Origin of the sequence: Dickeya sp. NCPPB 3274 (assembly GCF_000406205.1) — a bacterium.
GTDB classification, from domain to species: domain Bacteria; phylum Pseudomonadota; class Gammaproteobacteria; order Enterobacterales; family Enterobacteriaceae; genus Dickeya; species Dickeya fangzhongdai.
Genome location: NZ_CM001979.1, coordinates 2,147,086 through 2,168,555 on the forward strand (window position 1 = coordinate 2,147,086; position 21,470 = coordinate 2,168,555).

Below are 21,470 nucleotides of genomic sequence, written 5' to 3' on the forward strand. Positions count from 1 at the left end.
ACGCAATGGCGATGTTATCTGAACAACATGAACCGCCGGGCCAGCCGATGAGCCCGTTGCGCGCCACGCTGGCGCGGCTGCGTTTGGCGCATGGCCGCAAGCTGGTGATCGCGCTGCCGTATCTGTGGTTATTGTGCCTGTTTATGCTGCCGTTCCTGATCGTATTCAAGATCAGCTTTGCGGAAATGGCGCGTACCGTACCGCCTTACACCGATCTGCTGGAGTGGGCGGAGAACCGCCTGCAAATCAGCCTGAATATCGGCAACTATCTGCAACTGCTGTCCGACCCGCTGTACATCGACGCTTACCTGCAGTCGCTGAAAGTGGCGGCGATTTCCACCCTGTGCTGTCTGGTGGTGGGGTATCCGATGGCCTGGGCGGTGGCGCACAGCAAGTCGTCTACCCGTAACATTCTGTTGCTGCTGGTAATTCTGCCGTCATGGACGTCATTCCTGATCCGCGTGTACGCCTGGATGGGAATTCTGAAAGACAACGGTATCCTGAATAATTTCCTGATCTGGTTGGGCGTTATCGATCAACCGCTGGTGATTCTGCATACCAATCTGGCGGTGTATATCGGCGTGGTCTATTCCTATCTGCCGTTCATGGTGCTGCCGATTTACACCGCGCTGACCCGCCTCGATTATTCGCTGGTGGAGGCGTCGCTGGATTTGGGCGCGCGCCCGGTAAGAACCTTCTTCAGCGTTATTGTGCCGCTCACCAAAGGCGGCATCATCGCCGGGTCGATGCTGGTGTTTATTCCAACCGTCGGCGAGTACGTGATTCCTGAGCTGTTGGGCGGGCCGGATAGCATCATGATCGGTCGTATCCTGTGGCAGGAATTCTTCAATAACCGCGACTGGCCGGTGGCGTCGGCGGTGGCGATGGTGATGTTGTTCCTGCTGATTGTTCCGATCATCTGGTTCCATAAGCATCAGAATAAAGCCGCGGAGGATCAGGCATGAACAATTTACCGGTCGTGCGTTCGCCGTGGCGGACACTGATTCTGGTCTTGGGATATAGCTTCCTGTATGCGCCGATGCTGATGCTGGTGATTTACTCCTTCAACAGCTCCCGGCTGGTGACGGTGTGGGCCGGCTGGTCTACGCAGTGGTACCGCGCGCTGTTCGAGGATTCAGCCATGATCAGCGCGGTGGCGCTCAGCCTGACCATCGCGGCGGCGTCGGCCACGATGGCGGTGGTGTTGGGAACGCTGGCGGCGGTGGTGATGGTGCGTTTCGGCAATTTCCGCGGTTCCAACGGCTTTGCTTTTATGCTGACCGCGCCGCTGGTAATGCCGGACGTGATTACCGGGTTGTCGCTGCTGCTGCTGTTCGTGTCGCTGGCGCAGGCCATCGGCTGGCCGGCGGAGCGCGGTATGCTGACCATCTGGCTGGCACACGTCACCTTCTGTTCGGCGTATGTCACCGTGGTCATCAGCGCCCGCCTGCGCGAACTGGATCACTCGATTGAAGAAGCCGCGATGGATCTGGGCGCGACGCCGCTGAAAGTGTTCTTCATCATTACCGTGCCGATGATTGCGCCGGCGCTGGTTTCCGGCTGGTTGCTGGCCTTTACTCTGTCGCTGGACGATCTGGTGATTGCCAGCTTTGTCTCCGGTCCCGGCGCCACCACCTTGCCGATGCTGGTCTTTTCCAGCGTAAGAATGGGCGTTAACCCGCAGATTAACGCACTGGCATCCCTGATATTGTTGGTGGTAGGCATTATCGGTTTGATTGCCTGGTGGTTTATGGCCCGGGCGGAAAAACAGCGCCAGCGCGATTTGCAAAAAGCGAGACGCGGCTGACGGCAACGTCGTTTCCGCCCTGTATTTGCCAATTCTCGCCGCGCCGCCATACTTTCTGGTGGCGCGGTGATTTCAGGGGGAACGCAATCATACTGTACGGTAAGCGGGAACTGCTGCGGCGGGGGATGTTCGCTCCGGTCGCCATCATGGTGGCGGGTTCGGCGATTATCGCCACCCGCTGTCTGGGGATCGTCCTGACCATCAGCGAGCTGGGTTTAAGCGGTTTTGGCGGCTGGCTCAGCAGCAGCGCTAAACAGTGGGACAGCACGCTGGTGCTGCTGGCTGCGTTGCTGGTGGTTTGTCTTGAAATCCGCTGCGGGTTTGCTGTACTCAGCGGGGTGAACTGGGGACGCTGGTGTTTCCTGTTGACCCAGTGCCTGGTGACGGTTTACATGCTGACCGCATCGCTGGTGGAGTTTCTGCCGCCGATCTTTCATGTCAATGGCGACGGCGTCGGTGAAATCCTTAACCATTTACTGATGCAACGGCTGCCGGATTTTCTGCTGATTGTGCTCCTGTTCCTGCCCCGACGCAGCCAGCGTTTTTTTACGCGCCATCCCTAACTTTCCCGCACGGGGGTGATACAATCAGCCCCCTTTTGATGTTGACGACAGATTTCAGATTTTCCATGCAATGTGCCCGCTATAACGACGGTTCGTGCCATTCCTGCCAATGGCTGGAAATCGGCTATCCGCAGCAGGTGAGCGATAAGCAGCAACACCTGATCGGATTGCTGTCCGCCCATCCGGTTCAACAATGGCTGACGCCGGTAACCTCGGCGGAAATCGCCTTTCGCAATAAAGCCAAGATGGTGGTCAGCGGCAGTGTGGAACGCCCGTTGTTGGGAATGTTGCACCGTGACGGTTCGGCGGTGGATCTCTGCGATTGCCCGCTGTATCCCGACAGCTTTGCGCCGGTGTTAGCCATACTGAAAGCCTTCATCGCCCGGGCCGGTTTAACCCCCTATAACGTCGCCCGGCGTCGGGGAGAATTGAAATACCTGTTGTTGACGCAAAGCACCTTGAGCGGTCGCTTCATGCTGCGCTTTGTGCTGCGATCCGAAACCAAGCTGGCGCAATTGCGCGCCGCGTTGCCCTGGCTGCAACAACAATTGCCGCAGCTGGCGGTGATATCGGCGAATATTCAGCCGGTTCATCAGGCGATACTGGAAGGGGAGCAGGAGATTGCGCTGACGGACGCGCAGGCGCTGGAAGAGCGCTTTAATCAGGTGCCGCTGTATATCCGGCCGCAAAGTTTCTTCCAGACCAACCCGCAGGTAGCGGCGGCGTTGTATGACACCGCCCGGCAGTGGGTGTCAGCGTTGCCGGTGCGCAGCCTGTGGGATCTGTTTTGTGGCGTAGGCGGATTCGGCCTGCATTGCGCCAGTCCTGATACGCCGCTTACCGGCATTGAGATCAGCCCGGAAGCTATCGCCTGTGCCCGGCGTTCGGCGGCGCAACTGGGGCTGACGGACGTCAGTTTCGCCGCGCTTGATTCCACCCGCTTTGCCGTTGGCGAAAGCCAGACGCCGGATCTGGTGATCGTCAATCCGCCCCGGCGCGGTATCGGCGCTGAATTGTGCGATTACCTGAGCCGGATGGCGCCGCCGTATCTGTTGTACTCCAGTTGCAATGCCGAGAGCATGGCGAGAGACATTGCGCGCCTGCCGGCGTACCAGATACAGCAGGCGCAGCTATTCGATATGTTCCCGCATACCGCGCATTACGAGGTACTGGCGCTGCTGTACCGGCGCGTTTAACGTGATGACGGTTTAACGCGATAACCGTTTAACGAGATAACCGCGAGCGCGGCATCAGCGCCATGCCGGCCAGCGTGATCAGGCAGATCAGCGCGCCGGCGTAAAAGGTGGACGCCGCGCCCCAGACGTCCCACAGAATCCCGGCGCTCAGACTGGCCAGCAGCAGTGCTACGCCGCTTATCAGGTTGAAGACGCCGTAGGCGGTCCCGCGCAGGTCCGCCGGTGCGGTGTTAGCCACCATCGCAGCCAGCAACCCCTGCGTCATTCCCATGTGTACGCCCCATAACGCGACGCCGATAATCACGCCGAGCCAGTGCTGGCTGATGGCGAGTACCACATCGGCGGCAATCAGCACCAACAGGCCCATTTTCAGCAGACGATGATGATCCATCCGGTCGGAAAGTTTGCCGAATGGATAGGCGGAACAGGCATAAACCAGATTCATCGCCACCATCACCAGCGGAATCAGCGCCACGGGAATCTCGACCTGCTGCGCGCGCAGCACCAAAAAAGCTTCGCTGAAGCGCGCCAGCGTAAATACCGCCCCCAGACCGACCACCCACCAATACTGGGCGGATAGCCGTTTCAGGTTATCGCGCCGGATCGGGTTGGTACGTTTGGCTGCATTGCTTTGTTCAGGTTCGCGCAAGCCGAAAAACAGCAGGGCGATCGCCAGGGCGCCGGGGATGAACGCCACCCAGAAAATAGCGCGAAAATCGTCCTGCCACAGCAACATCAGCGCGACCGCCAGCAGCGGACCGGCGAAGGCGCCGATGGTGTCCAGCGACTGACGCAGGCCAAACGCCGCGCCCCGAATATCGGGCGGCGTGACGTCCGCGACCAGTGCATCGCGCGGCGCGCCGCGAATGCCTTTGCCTACCCGGTCGAGCAGGCGGGCGCCCAGCACCAGACCGGATGAGGTCGCAAGCGCAAACAACGGCTTGCTGACGGCGCCCAGACCATATCCTAGCAGCGCCAGCCCTTTGCGTTTGCCGAGGTAATCGCTGAGCGCGCCGGAGAACACTTTGATGATCAGCGCGGTCGCTTCCGCCAGTCCTTCAATCAATCCGATCAAGACCACGCTGGTGCCGAGGACCGTCGTCATGAATAACGGCAGCAGGCTGTGGATCATTTCCGACGAAATGTCCATCAACAGGCTGACGCCGCCCAATACCCATACCCCTTTCGGGATGCGTTTCAATGTTGAAAAATCCAGCGACATCGATTTCCTGCCTGAAGGTGATGACCCGTAAAGAGAAAACGCTATTAAATCAATCCGCAGGGGATTTGATAAGTACAAAATACAAGGCGGGTGCAAATCGATGGCCGGCGCGGCGCGCTGCCGGCGGCACCCGGCAGCGTGAAAGTAACATTATAAGAACGGCATTATAAAAACAGCATCATAAAAACAAGAGCGGGATTACTGCTGCGGGAACCACTTATCGTTGATGGCCTTGTAGGTGCCGTCGGCTTTGATGGCGTTCAGCGCGCTGTTCAATTTTTCCAGCAGCGCCTGATTGTCCGGGCGCACCGCAATACCCAGCCCGATGCCGAAGTAGGCGGGATCGGTGACTTTCTCGCCCACGGTGGACAGATCAGGATTGGTTTTCAGCCATTCGTTCACCACCGCGGTATCGCCGAACACGCCGTCCAGACGACCGTTTTTCAGGTCGATCAGCGCATTCTGGTAACTGTCGTACGGGACGGTTTTCACTTCAGGATGCTTGTCCTGCAGGAATTTCTGGTGCGTGGTGCCGTTTTCCATGCCGATGCGTTTACCTTTCAGGTCCGCCAGCGTGTGGAATTTGCCTTTCTGAGCGATAACGATCGCCGAGTTGGCGTAGTAAGGCTGGGTAAACGCCACTTGCTTGCTGCGTTCCGGCGTGATGTCCATGCCGGAAATAACGGCGTCATAACGGCGGAATTTCAGCGCCGGAATCAGGCTGTCGAACGCCTGATTGGTGAAGGTACAAGTAGCCTGTAATTGTTTGCACAGCGCGTTGGCGAGATCGATATCAAACCCGACGATCTGGTTGCCGGCATCCAGTGATTCGAACGGCGGATACGTCGCCGACGCGGCGAAGCGGATGGTATCAGCCGCCGTGGCGTTAAAGGTCATGGTGCTAAAGGTGGTGCTGGCCAGCAGTGCGGCAAGGACGAACTTCTTCATGGAGTACTCCAGCTTAACTTATGTTTATCAACGTGATGGTCGCTGAAAAGGATGACGACACCATGCCATTAAATGTATTTATATGCAAATAATATGATTATAAATTCATTTTAATTTGCGGTGTGGCAGTGTGGTTAAGACGTGATTGGGGTAATTGAATAAAAATAAAGCAGATTTAAATCGATGGACAGGCTGGATGCGATGCATAAAAAACGCCGGCATGAACGCCGGCGTAGTCAGTAATTAGGTTACATTTACTGATGGTTCAGGTGTTGCGCTGTTCGAAGCGCAATGCGCGCCGTTCGACCAGACGCATCAGCAGCGTCAGCAAGCCATTGACGCACAGGTAGACGATGCCTGCCGCGCCAAACACCAGCACATCATAGGTGCGGCCGTACAGCAGCTGGCCGTAGCCCATCACTTCCATCAGCGTAATGGTGTACGCCAGCGAGGTGCCTTTGAACACCAGTACCACTTCGTTAGAGTACGAAGAGAGCGCGCGCTTGAACGCAAACGGCAGCAGGATGCGCAGCGTCTGGCGTTGATTCATGCCCAGCGCGGCGCAGGATTGCCACTGTCCGGACGGAATTGCTCGTACCGCGCCGTAGAACAGCTGCGTGGTATAAGCCGCGCTGTTAAGCGCCAACGCGCTGACCGCACACAACCACGGCTGAGACAGCAGACTCCACAACCAGTCGGTCTGGCGGATCGCAGCGAACTGACCGGGACCGTAGTAAATCAGGAAAATCTGCACCAGCAGCGGAGTACCGGTGAACAATGTGATGTAGCCTTTGGCTATCTGCGACGCTACCGGGGTTTTCAGCGTCAGGATCACCGTCAGCAATAGCGACAGCAGCAACGCCAGCAGCAGCGCGGCCAGCGTCAGCAGCAGGCTGGTGTGCAGCCCTTTCAGCAGTTCGGGAATGTAGCTCAGCATCAGGACGGCCTCCGTTCAAAGCGCGTGGCGCGAGCTTCAATCCTGTTCAGGACTGTCTGACTCAACAGGGTAATCACCAGATAGATCGCCGCCGCAATCATGTACCAGGTAAAGGGTTCCTGAGTACGGGTGGCGATGCTTTTGGTTTGCAGCATCAGGTCGTTGACGCTGATCAGCGATACCAGCGCGGTATCTTTCAGCAGCACCAGCCACTGGTTGCCCAGCCCCGGCAGCGCATGACGCCACATTTGTGGCATGATCAACCGACGGAAAATCACGCTTTTGCTCATTCCCAGCGCCTGCCCGGACTCCCATTGGCCGCGCGGTACCGCTTTCAGCGCGCCACGCAACGTCTGAGACGCATAGGCGGCATACAGCAGCGACAGCGCAATGACGCCGCACAGAAACGGGCTGACTTCAAAGTTATCGATATTCAGTTTGACCGGCACCTGCGTCAGGCCGAGATTAAGCGTGAAGCCATCGGACAACATCAGCAGCAACTGCGACGAACCAAAATAGATAAACAGCACCACCAGAATTTCCGGCAGGCCGCGCAGCAGGGTGACGACAGCGGTGCCGCAGGCGCTGACGGCTTTCCAGCGCGCCGTTTCCCACAGGGCAAACAGCATCGCCAGCAGCAGCCCCAGCACCAGGGCGCAAACGGCAAGGCCGACGGTCATCCCGGCGGCGCTTGCAAGAGGTTGGAATTCAGTCATTGAGTCTTAGTCGGCTTACTGCTGGAACCATTTCTTGTAGATGGTCTGGTAGGTGCCATCCTGCTTGATCTTGTTCAGCGCATCGTTGAATTTTTTCACCAGCTCGTCGTTGTTCTGACGAACGGCAATCCCCAGGCCGATGCCAAAGTAGTCTTTATCGGTAACCTTGTCGCCCACCGACGCCAGATTCTCGTTCTGTTTCAGCCACTCGTTCACGACGGCGGTGTCGCCGAAGACGGCGTCCAGACGACCGTTTTTCAGGTCCAGCACCGCGTTCTGGTAGCTGTCGTACGGCACCACGGTGATGTCTTTATGCTTGTCCAGCAGGAATTTCTGGTGGGTGGTGCCGTTCTGTACACCGACACGCTTGCCGTTCAGCGCGGTGATATCGGCCAGCTTGCCTTTCTGGGCGATGAACAGCGCCGAGTTTTCATAGTACGGCTGGGTGAAGGTCACCTGTTGCTGGCGCTCCGGCGTGATATCCATACCGGCAATCACCGCATCGTAACGGCGGAATTTCAGGCCGGGGATCAAACTATCGAATGCCTGATTGCTGAAAGTACAGGTGGCCTGGATCTGTTTGCACAGCGCGTTGGCCAGGTCGATATCGAACCCGACGATCTGGTTACTGGCGTCCACCGATTCAAACGGAGGGTAGGACGCTTCAGTGGCAAAACGGATAGTTTCGGCTGCGCCAGCGGAAAGGCTTAACCCGCCGAGCAGGGCGGCAACGAACAAATTTTTCATCTTATTATCCTTATCTATCAGTGAGATAAATAGCCAGCAAATTCCGGTGTCTGAGGTTGGGTAAAATGCGAGGCGTCGCCTTGTTCCACAATACGGCCGTTTTCCATGTACACCACGCGGCTGGCGGTTTTACGTGCGAAATCGACTTCGTGGGTGACGATCACCTGGGTGATGCCGGTTTCGCTCAATTCCTGAATAATGCTGACGACCTGAGCGGTGATTTCCGGATCGAGCGCTGCGGTCGGCTCGTCAAACAGCAGCACCTGCGGTTCCATCATCAACGCGCGGGCGATAGCGACACGCTGCTGCTGGCCGCCGGAGAGGTGCAACGGGTAGCGATCGGCGAAGTCGTTCAGTCGCAGACGGCTCAACAACTTGTCCGCCCGCTCCCGCGCTTCCTGACGACCCAGCCCCAGCACGCGGCAGGGCGCTTCGACCAGATTCTGCTGCACGGTGAGGTGCGGCCACAAATTGTACTGCTGGAACACCATGCCGACATTGCGGCGCAGTTCGCGAATGGCGTTTTCGCCGGGCGTCTGGCTGAAATCGAAGGTATTGCCGCCGATGTTGAGCGTACCGGAACGGGGCGTTTCCAGCAGGTTCAGCACCCGCAATAACGAACTTTTACCGGCCCCGCTGGGACCCAGCAACACCAGCGTTTCTCCGGATGGACAATCAAGGGTGACATCGAACAGCGCCTGATGTGCGCCATAGAAACAGTTAATGCTGTTTAGTTGAATACTCATGCGCAAGAATTGAATAGACATTGATGCCGCAAATGGTAGCCTCGGCAGAATAGTTATGCAATCGTCGTGGGTTAAAATTTGCAAATACACGACTTATTGTCGATATTTTAGCACAAAATCGTGCTTTGCTGCGATGGCAGGCGGATTTGTCAGGGCGAGAGCCGACTTGCGGCGGACAATCCTCAGCTATAACCAACCCCGGCTGTAGCGAGCTACGTTGCTGAAAAGCGCGATTGATGACTTCTGTGTTGTGAAAAAGTCTTTTAGTGGCAGAAATTGCTATAAAAGCGTAAGAAGGCTGTGAGAATGTGCAGTCGAGCCGGCTGCCGAACATCTGAGACGAGGAGGCATGATGCAATTATCCACCACACCAACCCTGGAAGGACAGGTTATTGAAAGCTACTGCGGCGTGGTGACGGGCGAAGCCATCCTTGGCGCCAATATTTTTCGGGATTTCTTCGCCGGTATCCGCGATATCGTCGGCGGCCGTTCCGGCGCCTATGAAAAAGAGTTACGCAACGCCCGGCAGATAGCGTTTCGTGAAATGCAGCAGCAGGCGCAGGAACTGGGCGCGAACGCGGTGGTTGGCATCGACATCGATTATGAAACCGTGGGTAAGGACGCCAGCATGCTGATGGTGTCCGTCAGCGGCACCGCGGTGGTGGTTCGCCGATCATGACCTGCGGGCGCATCGGGCTGACATGGCGGAGTGTGGCGTTGGCGGCGTTAACGCTGCTGGCAGGTTGTCAGACTCGCGAACGCTATGTCGATGAGGGCGATTACCAGTTGGATCTGTCGTCTCCGGCTGTCAGCCGGGGAGAACGGGTCCGCTTTCTGGTATTTCACTATACGGCCGAAGATTTAGGCAATTCGCTGGAAAAACTCACCGCCGAACATGTCAGCGCGCATTATCTGGTGCCGGCCTATCCGCCGCAGGTTAATGGCAAGCCCGTGGTGTGGAAACTGGTGCCGGAGTCGCAGGCGGCCTGGCATGCAGGCACCAGCTACTGGCGCGGTTACAGTCAGTTGAACGCCACCTCGATCGGCATCGAACAGGAAAACCCCGGCTGGCGGCAAACGGCGTCCGGTACCCGCTGGTGGCAGCCTTATACTCCGCAACAGATCACGCTGGTGACCCACCTCGCCCGGGACATCATCGCCCGTTACCAGATTGCGCCGCAGGATGTGGTAGGGCACAGCGATATTGCTCCCCAGCGCAAGGTCGACCCGGGGCCGCTGTTTCCCTGGCATCAACTGGCGATGGCGGGCGTTGGCGCCTGGCCGGAGCCGCAACGGGTGCATTTCTATCTCAGAGGACGACCAGAATCTACACCGGTGGACAGACAGACGCTGCTGGAGAAACTGGCGCGTTATGGTTATGAGGTCAATCCGGGCATGAGCGTGCGCCAGCAACAGCAGGTGGTGGCGGCATTCCAAATGCATTTCCGGCCGCAACGGTATGATGGTGAGGCCGATGCAGAAACCGAAGCGATCGCCGATGCGCTGCTGGAGAAGTACGGCGCCGCGCCCCGCAGCAGTGCGGGGGCTGGGCGATAATCTGCGCCGCCGGCGGCGCGGCAGGAAGATAGGCGGCTTAATCGCTGTGGGGGAGGCGAACGATGTCCCGCTGTTCGGCCTCCTGCGCCAGTACGGCGATACGGCGCGCCATGCCCCGAAACACAAACAGATGCGCGGGCATCATCAGGAACCAGTAACCCAGCCCGCGGCTGCCGGCGGGGTGCCACCAGGCACGAACATCCAACACCCGATACGCGCCACGATCGTCAATGGAGAAGACCAGACGTCCCAGTCCAGGCGCTTTCATGCCAAACAGCAGCACCAACTGCTGATGAGGCCTGACCCGGATGACCTTCCAGCCGTTGACGAAGTCGCCTTCCATTAATTCAGCCCGCTCCGGACGGTGGTAAATCACCTGATTGCCGCATAAATCATCTATTCGGGCGCGGATAGCCCACAGCAGGTTGGCGTAAAAGTAGCCTTCCCGGCCTCCGACCTGCTGGATGACCTGCCACAATGCCTGGCTGCTGGCCCCGGTTTTGTGGCTGTAACCCGCCTGTTTGGGGTAGAACGCGTAATTGGGTTGCCAGCGCGCCAGAACATCGGGGTCATACCCCCAGTCCGGGTGTTGCGCCGCCGCTTTTTCATCGGCCAGCGTGGCCCGCACCGCTTCATCAAACCCGATCAGCCGCTGGGGAATCAGGCGACGCAGTTCGCCGTCGTCCATCGGTAGATCGTGTCGCAACCCCTGTACCAGCGCCCGTGCGGTAGAGCCGGGAACGGAGGTCACCATGTTCAGAAACCAGGCCGATACCAACCCGGTCGGCACCGGAATCGGCAGCAACAGGCGACGTTTGCCGGTAATACGAATGAATCGTTCGAACAGGGTCTGATAGCTAAGGTATTCCGGCCCGGCGGCATCGAAAACCCGATGACGCTCCGCAGGGTAGTGGCGCAGTTCCGTCAGGTAGGTAAGCAGGTTTTCCAGCGCAATCGGCGCGGATTTCGACCGCACCCAGCGCGGCGGCGTCAGCACCGGCAAATTGTTCACCATATCGCGCAGGATTTCGAATGCGGCGGAACCGGGGCCGACGATAATGCCGGCGCGCAATTCGGTGATCGGGATACCGCTGCTGCGCAGAATGTCGCCGGTCAGTTTGCGCGCCTGCATATGGGTGGAAGGGTGACACACCGCCTGCGCCGAACCGAGATAAATTATCTGCCGAATCCGGCTGCTTCGCAGCACCTGACGCAGATTTTGCGCCGACTGGTATTCCCGCTCCAGAAAATCGGCGCCATCGCCCATGCTGTGCGCCAGATAGTAGAGGGTGTCTGCCTGCCATAATCCTTCCGGCAGCGTGTACGGCTTCATCAGATCAACGTATTCACAGCGTATGCCGGGAAGATTCAGGGCCGCCAGCGAGTCGATGTGACGCGACGCGGCAATCACCGTTTGACCTTGTTGGCTTAGACGCGTGAGGAGATGACGGCCAATGTAGCCACTGGCGCCAAGGATCAGAATCGGGGCGGGTCTGGTCATTATGGTGTTTGCTCCTGCCACAACAGCGCGATTGAAACTGCAGCGGTGTCCCTGTCGATGTTCACACCCGCAATATACCCGTCATACTTCACGTTGCAGATGCGTTGGCCTGCAACTCGAATTATTTTGGGTATGCATATTTAATACAGCGTAGGCTGTGCCTTTCAATATACGTGACACAACCTAATATAGCCGGAAGCAGAAAGGGGAAAAACCCCGCCTTAACGGTTTCTTAACGAAAGTGCGGGGTGGATCCAGAGCGTGGTGTAAGCGGCATGGCAAGGACGAGCGGAAAAATCAGGCCAGTTCGACATCGCCTTGCAACTGGCAACTACAGGCCAACACATAGCCGTTTTCAATTTCGTCAGGCGTCAGCGTCATGGTGCTGGTGGTGGTGTAGCTGCCGCTGAGAATCCGGGTCTTGCAGCTACCGCATACCCCGGCGCGGCAGGCGGCGTTTACCGGTAACTGGTGGCTTTCCAGCGCCGCCAGCAGGCTGATGCCGACCGGAACTTTCAGCTGTTGCAACGAATGGCGGATGGTCATGGTGAGTTGTTCGCCATCTTCGTCCACGGCGGCTTCCGGCGCGCCGAACTGCTCTTTGAAGATGCGCTCGCGTGGAACGCCGGCCTGTAGACAGAGGGTTTCCACCTGTTGCATATAGGGTTGCGGGCCGCAGGTCATCACGGTGCGACTGGCGATATCCGGTACCTGTTGCGACAGGACCGACTCAGTGAGGCGGCCGTTGAGAAAATCGGCTTCAGCCTGCTGTTCCGCCATCAGGGTCAGTTGCAGTTGCTGTGGATAACGCTGGCGGAGTGCTTGCCATTCGTCGGCAAAAATCACGTGCTGCGGGGAGCGTACATTGAAAATGACCTGAATGTCCGTGTGCGGGCGATTGACCAGCAGCCAGCGCGTCATCGACATGATCGGCGTAACGCCGCAGCCCGCCGCCAGCATGAGGTAACGGTCGCTGACGGCGCGGGTGCAGGTGAATTCACCTTGCGCATCGGAGATCCATAAATAATCGCCGGGCTTCACCTGTTCGGTCAGCCAGCGCGAACCGACGCCGTTTTCCAACCGACGTACCGTGAAGGTGATGAACGGGCTCAGTCCGGGCGAGGAAGACAGGGTATAAGCGCGCAGCGTTTCACTGCTGTTGGCGATGCTGACCAGCGCGTACTGGCCGGGTTGCCAGGGATAGAAGTCATGGTTGATCAGGGAAAGCGTCCATACATCCGGCGTTTCCTGATGAAGAGAGTGCACCTGCATGCGGTTGGGGCACTGCGGGGTAGGCATGGTCATGGCGGTCTCCATAACAGCCTTCCGCCATGCGACGGCGGAAGGCGAAGGTCAACAAAAAATCAGGCGGCGAGGATGTCTTTGAGGTCCTGTTCCACGGTGGTGATGGCGCGCATGCCGAACTTTTCGTTCAGGATCGCCAGCAGCGACGGCGTCAGGAAGCCAGGGGCGGTCGGGCCGGTATAAATATTTTTTACGCCCAGCGCCAGCAGCGTCAGCAGGATGACGATGGCTTTCTGTTCAAACCAGGACAGTACCAGACTCAGCGGCAGGTCGTTGACGCCGCAGCCCAGTTTTTCCGCCAGATTGACCGCCAGCATGATGGCGGAGTAGGCGTCGTTGCACTGGCCGACATCCAGCAGACGCGGCAAGCCTTCCAGCGTGCCGAAGTCCAGTTTATTGAAGCGATATTTACCGCACGCCAGCGTCATGATCAGGCAGTCTTGCGGGACGTTGAGCGCGAAATCGGTGTAGTAGCTGCGTTCGGTACGGCTGCCGTCGCAACCGCCGACCAGAAATACGTGCCGCAGTTTCTTACTGGCGACCAGATCAATCACGGTATCGGCGGCGTTCAACAGGGTCTGGCGACCAAAACCGACGGTAATCAGGTGCTCGATTTCACTGTACGGGAACCCCGGCAGTTGCTGCGCCTGAGCGATCACCGCGCTGAAATCATCGCCTTCGAGGTGCTGCGCGCCCGGCCAGCCGACGATGCTACGGGTCCAGATACGGTCGGTATACTGGCCTACGTTGGGGTCGATGATGCAGTTGGAGGTCATCAGGATTGGGCCAGGGAATTTAGCGAATTCGCTTTGCTGATTCTGCCAGCCGCTGCCGTAGTTGCCGACCAGATGAGCAAATTTCTTCAGTTCCGGATAGCCGTGCGCCGGCAGCATTTCGCCGTGGGTATAGATGTTGATACCGGTGCCTTCGGTCTGTTCCAGCAGCATACGCAGGTCTTTCAGGTCATGACCGGAAATCAGAATCGCCTTGCCCGCCACCGGGCGTACGTTAACCTGAGTCGGCTGCGGATGACCGTAGGCGGAGGTTTCCCCCTGATCCAGTATCGCCATTACGCCGAAATTCATCTTGCCGATAGCCAGCGCGTTGCCGAGCAAGGTGTCGACATCGGTGGGCGCGGTGCCGAGCCAGGCCATAAACGCATGGAAATCGGCGTACAGCGCGTCATCGTACTGCCCCAGCACGTGGGCATGTTCCATATAGGCGGCTGCGCCTTTCAGACCATACAGGCACAGCATGCGCAACCCGTGAATATCCTCGCCGATAGCGGCTTTATCCTTATTAAGCGCGAACATCGCCGCTTGTTGCAGCAGCGTCGGGATATCGTCGCCCGCCAGTTGCAGTTCCGCCATCGGATGATCGACCGCGACGGCGGCGTCCAGCAGCCGGCAACGGGCGGCCAGCCCCTGGCGCAGGCTAATTGCTTCGCGGGCGTAGCCGATGATACGCGGCGAATCAAAATTCACGTTGGTCAGGGTGGCGAAGAACGCGCGGGGCGTAAAATTGTCGATCTCATGGTCGATGATGCCCAATGCGCGCGCCTGCAGCGCCCAGGCGGACAGCCCCTGGAGAACGGCGACCAGCAGGTCCTGCAGGTCGGAAGTTTCGGCGGTTTTGCCGCACATGCCCTGCGCGTAGGCGCAGCCATTGCCGGCCGGGGTTCGGATGGTCTGTTCACATTGCACACAATACATAATGGCTTCCTTGTTTAAAGTTGCATTTATAATGCTTGTTTTGAAGCATAGAACGGTTTGCCGGTGACTAAAAAGATCTTTTATAGGCAATTTAAGGCCAAGTTGATTTAGCTCAATTTTTACTTGTGGATGACAATCACTCGCATCCGCAGGGCATTTTTATGCGTCGCGAGGCAGATCCGAGGCATAGGGCTTGACCCTGCTGCGCTTTTATCGTCATTCTCGTGAGAAGACCACCGAACAGGAGGCACGGATGTATCTGGAAAGAGTCGAGATTCTTGGATTCCGTGGTATCAACCGACTGTCGCTGACGCTGGACGACAATACCGTGCTGATCGGCGAAAACGCCTGGGGCAAATCCAGCCTGCTGGATGCGCTGTCGCTGCTGCTGACGCCGTCACCACCGCTTTATCACTTTGATCTGCAGGATTTTCATTTTACGCCGGGCAACGAAACCAGTCGCGAGCGTCATCTGCAGGTGATCTTCACGTTTTGCGAATCTGAGCCCGGCCACCATCTGGCTCCCCGTTATCGTTCGTTGTCGCCGGTATGGATCAAGGGCGACGGGCGGTTGCACCGCATTTTCTATCGGCTGGAAGGGGAAATGGATGAAAGCCAGGCGATTTTTACCTGGCGCAGTTTTCTTGATGCCAATGGTCAGGCATTGCCGCTGGACAATATCGACTGGCTGGCCGGCGAAGTGGTTCGTCTGCATCCGGTGCTGCGGCTGCGCGACGCCCGCTTTATTCGCCGTTTTCGCACCGGCACGTTGATGCCGCAAATCGATGATAACGATCGGCTATCGCGCCAGTTTGAGACGCTGGTGCGCGAACTGGCGCAAAATCCCAATCGGTTGACCAATCAGGAGCTGCGGCAAGGTCTGGTGGCGATGCGTCAACTGGTCGAGCACTATTTTTCCGAGCAGGGCGCGGATCCGAACGATCGGCGTCACCATCGCCATGCCCGCGCGGGCAATGGCCGGGCATGGCGCTCGCTGGATAACATCAACCGCATGATTTCCGGCCCCAACAGCCGCAGCCGCCGTATTATCCTGCTGGAGCTGTTTTCTACCCTGCTGCAGGCCAAGGGCTCCGCGGCGCTTGATCCGCACGCCCGGCCGCTGTTGCTGATTGAAGACCCGGAAACCCGGCTGCACCCGATTATGCTGTCGGTGGCGTGGGGGCTGCTGACGCAGTTGCCGCTGCAAAAAATCACCACCACCAATTCCGGCGAACTGCTGTCGCTGGTGCCGGTAGAACAGGTTTGCCGTCTGGTGCGCGAATCGGCGAAGGTCGCGACCTACCGTATCGGCCGCCAGGGCATGACGCAGGAAGATAGCCGCCGCATTACCTTTCACATTCGGTTTAATCGCCCGGCGTCGTTATTCGCGCGTTGCTGGCTGCTGGTGGAAGGCGAAACCGAGGTCTGGATGCTCAGTGAACTGGCGCGTCAGTGCGGTCACCACTTCGAGGCGGAAGGCGTGAGGGTGATCGAGTTTGCGCAGGTGGGGTTAAAACCGCTGCTGAAATTCGCCTATCGGATGGGTATCGAATGGCATGTGCTGGTGGATGGCGATGATGCCGGGAAGAAATACGCCGCCACGGTTCGTAGCCTGCTGCAATCGCAGAGTGAGTCCGAACGCGATCATTTGACCGTGCTGCCGGCGCTGGATATGGAGCATTTCATGTATCGCAACGGCTTTAGTCAGGTCTATCACCGGGTTGCGCAGTTGCCTGAGCCGGTGCCGCTGTCGGCGGCCAAGGTCATCACCAAGGCGATTCACCGTACCTCTAAACCGGATCTGGCGATTGAAGTGGCGCTGGAGGCGGCGTCTCAGGGGGAATCGGCCATTCCGCCGCTGATTCGCAGCATGTTTTCACGGGTATTGTGGCTGGCGCGCGGGCGGGCGGATTAGGCGTGTGACCCGGCGGAACGAGCCTGTCGCGTGTAGCAAGCATGTGACGGGAGCATAAAGAATGCCGGCCGCTTTGCGACCGGCATTGGACTCGTTTGACCTGGTCACAGGAATTAAAGGAGAAAGACCGGAAAGCGTGGGGTGAACATTCAGGCGACCGTTTCGCCGACTACCGGCACGATCAGACTGGCGTGATTTCCTTTGGGTCCCTGGTGCACGGTGAATTGCACCACCTGACCTGCTTTCAGCGTCCTGTAGCCGTCCATCTGAATGGTTGAATAGTGGGCGAAGATATCTTCACCGCCGCTCTCGGGACAAATAAAGCCAAAGCCTTTGGCGTTATTGAACCATTTAACAGTACCTGTCTCCATGAATCTTCATCCTTCGCTAGAGTGTTCTCTAAGGTGAGGTTATTGGGTTAAGGCAAAACCGAATTGATTAAAACGACATCAATTCAACTCTACACTCTAGTGAAATCGCCCTTGCCGTCAAGCACCCGAATCCGACACTTTGCCGCAGGTTTGTGAAAATTTGATACAGATAACGCTATCGTCGGGTTTTATTGCCGTTAATATCAGGAAGGGCGCGTTTTTGGGGTCTGAGCGATTTTGACCGGGCGGTGATACAATAAAAATCAGGCATGCTGCTGTGAAGACAGCCAGCGGATAAGTATCAGAACTGATTTGGGTAGAAGATGGGAAATCATAGCACCGGGGCGCAGACCGACGACCTGACCAAAGAGCATTATACTGAAGCCTTACAGCCTCCATCGATGTATAAAGTGATACTTAACAACGATGATTACACGCCGATGGAATTTGTTATTGACGTTCTGCAAAAGTTCTTTTCTTATGATATTGAACGTGCAACGCAACTGATGCTTACGGTTCACTATCAGGGCAAGGCCATTTGCGGCGTCTACAGCGCCGAGGTGGCTGAAACCAAGGTGGCTCAAGTGAACCGTTATGCCCGGGAGAACGAGCATCCATTGCTTTGTACGCTGGAAAAAGCCTGAATAGGGCAATTTATTGGGGGAGGTGCCTATGCTCAATCAAGAACTGGAACTCAGTCTCAACATGGCTTTCGCCAGAGCGCGCGAGCACCGGCATGAGTTTATGACCGTGGAACATCTGTTGCTGGCGTTGCTCAGCAATCCCTCCGCACGAGAGGCTCTGGAAGCCTGTACGGTTGATCTGGCGGTTCTGCGACAGGAACTGGAAACCTTTATCGAACAGACCACGCCCACGCTGCCGCAAAATGATGAAGAACGGGATACCCAGCCGACGCTGAGTTTTCAGCGGGTGCTGCAGCGCGCCGTGTTCCACGTGCAGTCGTCCGGGCGCAGCGAAGTGTCCGGCGCCAACGTGCTGGTCGCCATCTTCAGCGAGCAGGAGTCGCAGGCTGCTTACCTGCTGCGCAAACACGACGTCAGCCGGTTGGATGTGGTGAATTTCATTTCCCACGGTACGCGCAAAGAAGAGACCGGTCCGGCGGCAAACCCGGAAAATCCGGTTAACGAAGAACAGGCTGGCGGGGAGGAGCGTATGGAAAACTTCACCACAAATCTCAACCAGCTTGCCCGGGTGGGAGGCATCGACCCGCTGATCGGCCGCGACAGCGAACTGGAGCGCACGATTCAGGTGCTGTGCCGTCGCCGTAAAAACAACCCGTTGCTGGTGGGCGAATCCGGCGTGGGGAAAACCGCTATCGCCGAAGGGCTGGCCTGGCGCATCGTGCAGGGCGACGTGCCGGAAGTGATGGCCGACTGCACGCTCTACTCGCTGGATATCGGCTCGTTGCTGGCCGGCACCAAATACCGCGGCGACTTTGAAAAACGCTTTAAATCGCTGCTCAAGCAGTTGGAACAGGATCAGAGCAGCATCCTGTTTATCGACGAGATCCACACTATTATCGGCGCTGGCGCGGCTTCCGGCGGCCAGGTGGACGCCGCCAACCTGATCAAACCGTTGCTGTCCAGCGGCAAGATTCGCGTGATTGGCTCCACCACGTATCAGGAATTCAGCAATATCTTCGAAAAAGACCGCGCGCTGGCGCGTCGCTTCCAGAAAATCGATATCACCGAGCCGAGCGTGGAAGAGACGGTGCAGATCATCAACGGTCTGAAGCCGAAATACGAAGCGCACCACGACGTGCGTTATACCGCCAAGGCGATTCGTGCGGCGGTGGAACTGGCGGTGAAATACATTAATGACCGTCATCTGCCGGATAAAGCGATCGACGTGATCGATGAGGCCGGCGCCCGCTGCCGTCTGTTGCCGGCGAGCAAACGCAAGAAAACCGTCAATGTGGCGGATATTGAAGCGGTGGTCGCCCGCATCGCCCGTATTCCGGAGAAAACCGTTTCCGCCAGCGACCGTGATGTGCTGCGCAATCTGGGCGATCGTCTGAAGATGCTGGTATTCGGGCAGGATAAAGCCATTGAGGCGCTGACTGAAGCCATCAAGATGAGCCGTGCCGGTCTGGGGCATGAGCGCAAGCCGGTCGGGTCGTTCCTGTTTGCCGGTCCGACCGGGGTCGGGAAAACGGAAGTAACGGTACAGCTGGCGAAGGCGCTGGATATTGAGCTGCTGCGCTTCGATATGTCTGAATACATGGAACGCCATACGGTCAGCCGTTTGATTGGCGCGCCTCCGGGCTACGTGGGCTACGATCAGGGCGGCTTGCTCACCGATGCGGTGATCAAGCATCCTCATTCGGTACTGCTGCTTGATGAGATCGAGAAGGCGCATCCGGATGTGTTCAACCTGCTGTTGCAGGTTATGGACAACGGTACGCTGACCGATAACAACGGCCGCAAGGCGGATTTCCGCAATGTGATCGTGGTGATGACCACCAATGCCGGGGTGCGGGAAACACAGCGTAAGTCCATTGGTCTTATCCAGCAGGACAACAGCAGCGATGCGATGGAAGAGATCAAAAAAGTTTTCACGCCGGAATTCCGCAACCGTCTGGATGGCATCATCTGGTTCAACCATCTGTCGGCGGAAGTGATTCAGCAGGTGGTGGACAAGTTTATTGTCGAACTGCAGGCGCAGCTGGACGCCAAAGGCGTGTCGCTGGAAGTGAGCGAAGAAGCGCGCAACTGGCTGGCGGAAAAAGGCTATGACAAAGCGATGGGCGCGCGGCCGATGGCGCGCGTCATTCAGGAAAACCTCAAGAAACCGCTGGCCAATGAACTGTTGTTCGGCTCGCTGGTGGACGGCGGTTCCGTGAAAGTGGAACTGGATAAGGCAGCTCAACAGTTGACGTATCGCTTCCTGAGCGCGCAAAAGACCAAAGCCGAAGGCGCGGTTCACTGAGTGAATTGATTACGCCATCACGCTAAAAACGCACAAGGGCATCGTCAGATGCCCTTTTTCATGTCGGTCGCATTTATGTTGGTCACCACACCGTTTTATCTGACTGTACTTACAGCGGTGTCCGAATTAATAGGCGGGTAAGTTATTGACCGGCTTAAAATGCAAACGCCCTCACCGAACGGTAAGGGCAGAGAGGTAAACACCCTGGCGCATCGCCTCAGGCGATAGCGCGGTTGTTAACGGCTACGGAAGACAATGCGGCCTTTGCTCAGGTCGTACGGGGTCAGTTCCACAGTCACTTTGTCACCCGTCAGGATGCGGATATAGTTTTTACGCATTTTACCGGAGATATGAGCGGTAACCACGTGCCCGTTTTCCAGCTCAACGCGGAACATGGTGTTGGGCAGCGTATCCAGCACGGTGCCTTGCATTTCAATATTGTCTTCTTTGGCCATCGAATCCTCTAGGTTTAATTACCTTAGTTTTTAACCGGCAAGATAATGCCGAAAAACCCTCATTATGTAAAGGCGCGTAAGTAGCTGCCGCTCATTTATCCCCTTCGCAAGGGGTGTCGGCACCTTGGGTATTCAGGGGTTGCGGATGCCAGCAACCATCGATCAATGCGGTCTGTTGCAGCCGATTCAGCTCATGCAGAAACTCGCGTCGTGGAATGTCACAAGCGCCCAGCGAGGCAGTATGGTCGTTGAGCACCTGGCAATCAATCAACTGGCCGCCGTGGCGCACGAAATGCTGCAGAAACGCCGCCAGCGCGTATTTGGACGCGTTATCCGCCCGGCTGAACATCGACTCGCCGCAAAATAGCGCGCCCTGAGCGATACCGTACAGGCCGCCGACCAACTGGGTACCACGCCAGACCTCGACCGAGTGCGCCAGGCCGGACAGGTGCAACTGAACATAGGCGCGCACGATGTCCCTGCCAATCCAGGTGCCTTCCTCGCGCTCGCTGGCGCAGGCGGAAATCACCGCTTCAAACGCCTGATTCAGGGTGACCCGATAATCGGTGCGGCGAATGAACTTTTTCATGCTGCGGCTAAGGTGAAACTGCGCCGGGAACAGCACCGCTCGTGGGTCCGGGCTCCACCACTGGATCGGCTCTCCCGGTGAAAACCACGGAAAAATCCCCTGACGATAGGCGCTTAGCAGGCGCTCGGGCGACAGATCGCCGCCGTAGGCCAGCAGACCATTGGGATCCCGCAGCGCGGTTTCCGGGTTAGGAAACTGCAGCGATAACGGAGACAGTTCATACAACAGCATGCG

Annotated in this window: 21 protein-coding genes; 9 read left to right on the forward strand and 12 right to left on the reverse strand. The window is 57.6% G+C overall.

The annotated features are described in order from the left end of the window. The first annotated feature begins 5 nt into the window (after positions 1 to 5). The 4 genes from potH (at position 6) to rlmC (ending at position 3,566) form a co-directional block, all read left to right on the forward strand. Entirely contained in the window at positions 6 to 965 is a 960-nt protein-coding gene (gene potH, locus DXX3274_RS09835; protein ID WP_033568368.1) for a putrescine ABC transporter permease PotH, read from the forward strand. Continuing rightward, entirely contained in the window at positions 962 to 1,807 is an 846-nt protein-coding gene (gene potI / locus DXX3274_RS09840) for a putrescine ABC transporter permease PotI (protein ID WP_042859637.1), read from the forward strand. Before potH ends, potI begins: the two co-directional genes overlap by 4 nt. A 125-nt stretch (positions 1,808 to 1,932) precedes the next feature. Next, the gene (locus DXX3274_RS09845) at positions 1,933 to 2,370 is read left to right on the forward strand and encodes a YbjO family protein (protein ID WP_084478748.1); all 438 of its coding nucleotides are present in this window, start codon (positions 1,933 to 1,935) and stop codon (positions 2,368 to 2,370) included. Positions 2,371 to 2,435: 65 nt separating this feature from the next. Further along, on the forward strand, positions 2,436 to 3,566 hold the full coding sequence (gene rlmC / locus DXX3274_RS09850; RefSeq protein WP_042859638.1) for a 23S rRNA (uracil(747)-C(5))-methyltransferase RlmC: 1,131 nt from the start codon (positions 2,436 to 2,438) through the stop codon (positions 3,564 to 3,566). 28 nt (positions 3,567 to 3,594) lie between these two features. Here rlmC and DXX3274_RS09855 read toward each other — a convergent pair whose 3' ends face one another. From DXX3274_RS09855 to artP, 6 genes are all read right to left on the reverse strand, one after another. Continuing rightward, the gene (locus tag DXX3274_RS09855; RefSeq protein ID WP_042859639.1) at positions 3,595 to 4,788 is read right to left on the reverse strand and encodes an MFS transporter; all 1,194 of its coding nucleotides are present in this window, start codon (positions 4,786 to 4,788) and stop codon (positions 3,595 to 3,597) included. Between the two features lie 198 nt (positions 4,789 to 4,986). Further along, on the reverse strand, positions 4,987 to 5,736 hold the full coding sequence (locus DXX3274_RS09860) for an arginine ABC transporter substrate-binding protein (RefSeq protein ID WP_042859640.1): 750 nt from the start codon (positions 5,734 to 5,736) through the stop codon (positions 4,987 to 4,989). A gap of 265 nt (positions 5,737 to 6,001) precedes the next feature. Continuing rightward, positions 6,002 to 6,673 carry an arginine ABC transporter permease ArtM gene (gene artM, locus DXX3274_RS09865; protein ID WP_042859641.1) on the reverse strand — a complete coding sequence of 224 codons (672 nt, stop codon included), beginning with the start codon at positions 6,671 to 6,673 and terminating at the stop codon, positions 6,002 to 6,004. Then, positions 6,673 to 7,389: an arginine ABC transporter permease ArtQ gene (artQ, locus tag DXX3274_RS09870; protein ID WP_042859642.1), complete on the reverse strand. Its 717-nt coding sequence runs from the start codon at positions 7,387 to 7,389 to the stop codon at positions 6,673 to 6,675. The genes artM and artQ overlap by 1 nt, the downstream gene beginning before the upstream one ends. Before the next feature lie 15 nt (positions 7,390 to 7,404). Continuing rightward, a complete protein-coding gene (gene artJ / locus DXX3274_RS09875) occupies positions 7,405 to 8,136 on the reverse strand; it encodes an arginine ABC transporter substrate-binding protein (RefSeq protein ID WP_042859643.1) in 732 nt (243 codons plus the stop codon). A 17-nt stretch (positions 8,137 to 8,153) separates the two neighbouring features. Further along, positions 8,154 to 8,882, reverse strand: coding sequence for an arginine ABC transporter ATP-binding protein ArtP (gene artP / locus DXX3274_RS09880; protein WP_162942926.1), 729 nt, complete (start codon positions 8,880 to 8,882; stop codon positions 8,154 to 8,156). 352 nt (positions 8,883 to 9,234) lie between these two features. On the opposite strand from artP, the gene DXX3274_RS09885 reads away from it, so the two are divergent. Then, positions 9,235 to 9,561, forward strand: coding sequence for a heavy metal-binding domain-containing protein (locus DXX3274_RS09885; protein WP_038659382.1), 327 nt, complete (start codon positions 9,235 to 9,237; stop codon positions 9,559 to 9,561). Continuing rightward, complete coding sequence (locus DXX3274_RS09890; protein ID WP_050569853.1) at positions 9,558 to 10,439, forward strand: N-acetylmuramoyl-L-alanine amidase; 882 nt, start codon at positions 9,558 to 9,560, stop codon at positions 10,437 to 10,439. Before DXX3274_RS09885 ends, DXX3274_RS09890 begins: the two co-directional genes overlap by 4 nt. A 37-nt stretch (positions 10,440 to 10,476) precedes the next feature. On the opposite strand, the gene DXX3274_RS09895 is transcribed toward DXX3274_RS09890, so the two are convergent. The 3 genes from DXX3274_RS09895 to hcp form a co-directional block, all read right to left on the reverse strand. Continuing rightward, a complete protein-coding gene (locus DXX3274_RS09895; protein ID WP_042859644.1) occupies positions 10,477 to 11,940 on the reverse strand; it encodes a DUF2867 domain-containing protein in 1,464 nt (487 codons plus the stop codon). A gap of 297 nt (positions 11,941 to 12,237) precedes the next feature. Continuing rightward, a complete protein-coding gene (gene hcr, locus DXX3274_RS09900) occupies positions 12,238 to 13,245 on the reverse strand; it encodes an NADH oxidoreductase (protein ID WP_042862017.1) in 1,008 nt (335 codons plus the stop codon). A gap of 59 nt (positions 13,246 to 13,304) precedes the next feature. Next, the gene (gene hcp / locus DXX3274_RS09905; RefSeq protein ID WP_042859645.1) at positions 13,305 to 14,957 is read right to left on the reverse strand and encodes a hydroxylamine reductase; all 1,653 of its coding nucleotides are present in this window, start codon (positions 14,955 to 14,957) and stop codon (positions 13,305 to 13,307) included. Positions 14,958 to 15,210: 253 nt separating this feature from the next. Between hcp and DXX3274_RS09910 the strand changes: the two genes are divergently transcribed. Continuing rightward, positions 15,211 to 16,872: an ATP-dependent endonuclease gene (locus DXX3274_RS09910; RefSeq protein WP_042859646.1), complete on the forward strand. Its 1,662-nt coding sequence runs from the start codon at positions 15,211 to 15,213 to the stop codon at positions 16,870 to 16,872. A gap of 149 nt (positions 16,873 to 17,021) precedes the next feature. Here DXX3274_RS09910 and cspD read toward each other — a convergent pair whose 3' ends face one another. Beyond that, positions 17,022 to 17,243 (reverse strand): cold shock-like protein CspD, encoded by a 222-nt coding sequence (gene cspD, locus DXX3274_RS09915; protein WP_022633331.1) that lies wholly within the window; start codon positions 17,241 to 17,243, stop codon positions 17,022 to 17,024. A 323-nt stretch (positions 17,244 to 17,566) separates the two neighbouring features. Here cspD and clpS point away from each other — a divergent pair, with 323 nt between their 5' ends. Continuing rightward, the gene (gene clpS, locus DXX3274_RS09920) at positions 17,567 to 17,887 is read left to right on the forward strand and encodes an ATP-dependent Clp protease adapter ClpS (protein WP_033568380.1); all 321 of its coding nucleotides are present in this window, start codon (positions 17,567 to 17,569) and stop codon (positions 17,885 to 17,887) included. A gap of 28 nt (positions 17,888 to 17,915) precedes the next feature. Beyond that, positions 17,916 to 20,192, forward strand: coding sequence for an ATP-dependent Clp protease ATP-binding subunit ClpA (clpA, locus tag DXX3274_RS09925; protein ID WP_038918854.1), 2,277 nt, complete (start codon positions 17,916 to 17,918; stop codon positions 20,190 to 20,192). A gap of 236 nt (positions 20,193 to 20,428) precedes the next feature. On the opposite strand, the gene infA is transcribed toward clpA, so the two are convergent. Further along, positions 20,429 to 20,647: a translation initiation factor IF-1 gene (infA, locus tag DXX3274_RS09930; RefSeq protein ID WP_002211347.1), complete on the reverse strand. Its 219-nt coding sequence runs from the start codon at positions 20,645 to 20,647 to the stop codon at positions 20,429 to 20,431. Between the two features lie 91 nt (positions 20,648 to 20,738). Then, positions 20,739 to 21,467 (reverse strand): leucyl/phenylalanyl-tRNA--protein transferase, encoded by a 729-nt coding sequence (gene aat / locus DXX3274_RS09935; protein ID WP_042859648.1) that lies wholly within the window; start codon positions 21,465 to 21,467, stop codon positions 20,739 to 20,741. Between the last annotated feature and the right edge of the window lie 3 nt (positions 21,468 to 21,470).

Bases quoted from the DNA above. Each gene is read 5' to 3' on its own strand.
- potH (WP_033568368.1), top strand. From the start codon at position 6: ATGGCGATGTTATCTGAACAACATGAACCGCCGGGCCAGCCGATGAGC.
- potI (WP_042859637.1), top strand. From the start codon at position 962: ATGAACAATTTACCGGTCGTGCGTTCGCCGTGGCGGACACTGATTCTG.
- DXX3274_RS09845 (WP_084478748.1), top strand. From the start codon at position 1,933: ATGTTCGCTCCGGTCGCCATCATGGTGGCGGGTTCGGCGATTATCGCC.
- rlmC (WP_042859638.1), top strand. From the start codon at position 2,436: ATGCAATGTGCCCGCTATAACGACGGTTCGTGCCATTCCTGCCAATGG.
- DXX3274_RS09855 (WP_042859639.1), bottom strand. From the start codon at position 4,788: ATGTCGCTGGATTTTTCAACATTGAAACGCATCCCGAAAGGGGTATGG.
- DXX3274_RS09860 (WP_042859640.1), bottom strand. From the start codon at position 5,736: ATGAAGAAGTTCGTCCTTGCCGCACTGCTGGCCAGCACCACCTTTAGC.
- artM (WP_042859641.1), bottom strand. From the start codon at position 6,673: ATGCTGAGCTACATTCCCGAACTGCTGAAAGGGCTGCACACCAGCCTG.
- artQ (WP_042859642.1), bottom strand. From the start codon at position 7,389: ATGACTGAATTCCAACCTCTTGCAAGCGCCGCCGGGATGACCGTCGGC.
- artJ (WP_042859643.1), bottom strand. From the start codon at position 8,136: ATGAAAAATTTGTTCGTTGCCGCCCTGCTCGGCGGGTTAAGCCTTTCC.
- artP (WP_162942926.1), bottom strand. From the start codon at position 8,882: ATGAGTATTCAACTAAACAGCATTAACTGTTTCTATGGCGCACATCAG.
- DXX3274_RS09885 (WP_038659382.1), top strand. From the start codon at position 9,235: ATGCAATTATCCACCACACCAACCCTGGAAGGACAGGTTATTGAAAGC.
- DXX3274_RS09890 (WP_050569853.1), top strand. From the start codon at position 9,558: ATGACCTGCGGGCGCATCGGGCTGACATGGCGGAGTGTGGCGTTGGCG.
- DXX3274_RS09895 (WP_042859644.1), bottom strand. From the start codon at position 11,940: ATGACCAGACCCGCCCCGATTCTGATCCTTGGCGCCAGTGGCTACATT.
- hcr (WP_042862017.1), bottom strand. From the start codon at position 13,245: ATGACCATGCCTACCCCGCAGTGCCCCAACCGCATGCAGGTGCACTCT.
- hcp (WP_042859645.1), bottom strand. From the start codon at position 14,957: ATGTATTGTGTGCAATGTGAACAGACCATCCGAACCCCGGCCGGCAAT.
- DXX3274_RS09910 (WP_042859646.1), top strand. From the start codon at position 15,211: ATGTATCTGGAAAGAGTCGAGATTCTTGGATTCCGTGGTATCAACCGA.
- cspD (WP_022633331.1), bottom strand. From the start codon at position 17,243: ATGGAGACAGGTACTGTTAAATGGTTCAATAACGCCAAAGGCTTTGGC.
- clpS (WP_033568380.1), top strand. From the start codon at position 17,567: ATGGGAAATCATAGCACCGGGGCGCAGACCGACGACCTGACCAAAGAG.
- clpA (WP_038918854.1), top strand. From the start codon at position 17,916: ATGCTCAATCAAGAACTGGAACTCAGTCTCAACATGGCTTTCGCCAGA.
- infA (WP_002211347.1), bottom strand. From the start codon at position 20,647: ATGGCCAAAGAAGACAATATTGAAATGCAAGGCACCGTGCTGGATACG.
- aat (WP_042859648.1), bottom strand. From the start codon at position 21,467: ATGCTGTTGTATGAACTGTCTCCGTTATCGCTGCAGTTTCCTAACCCG.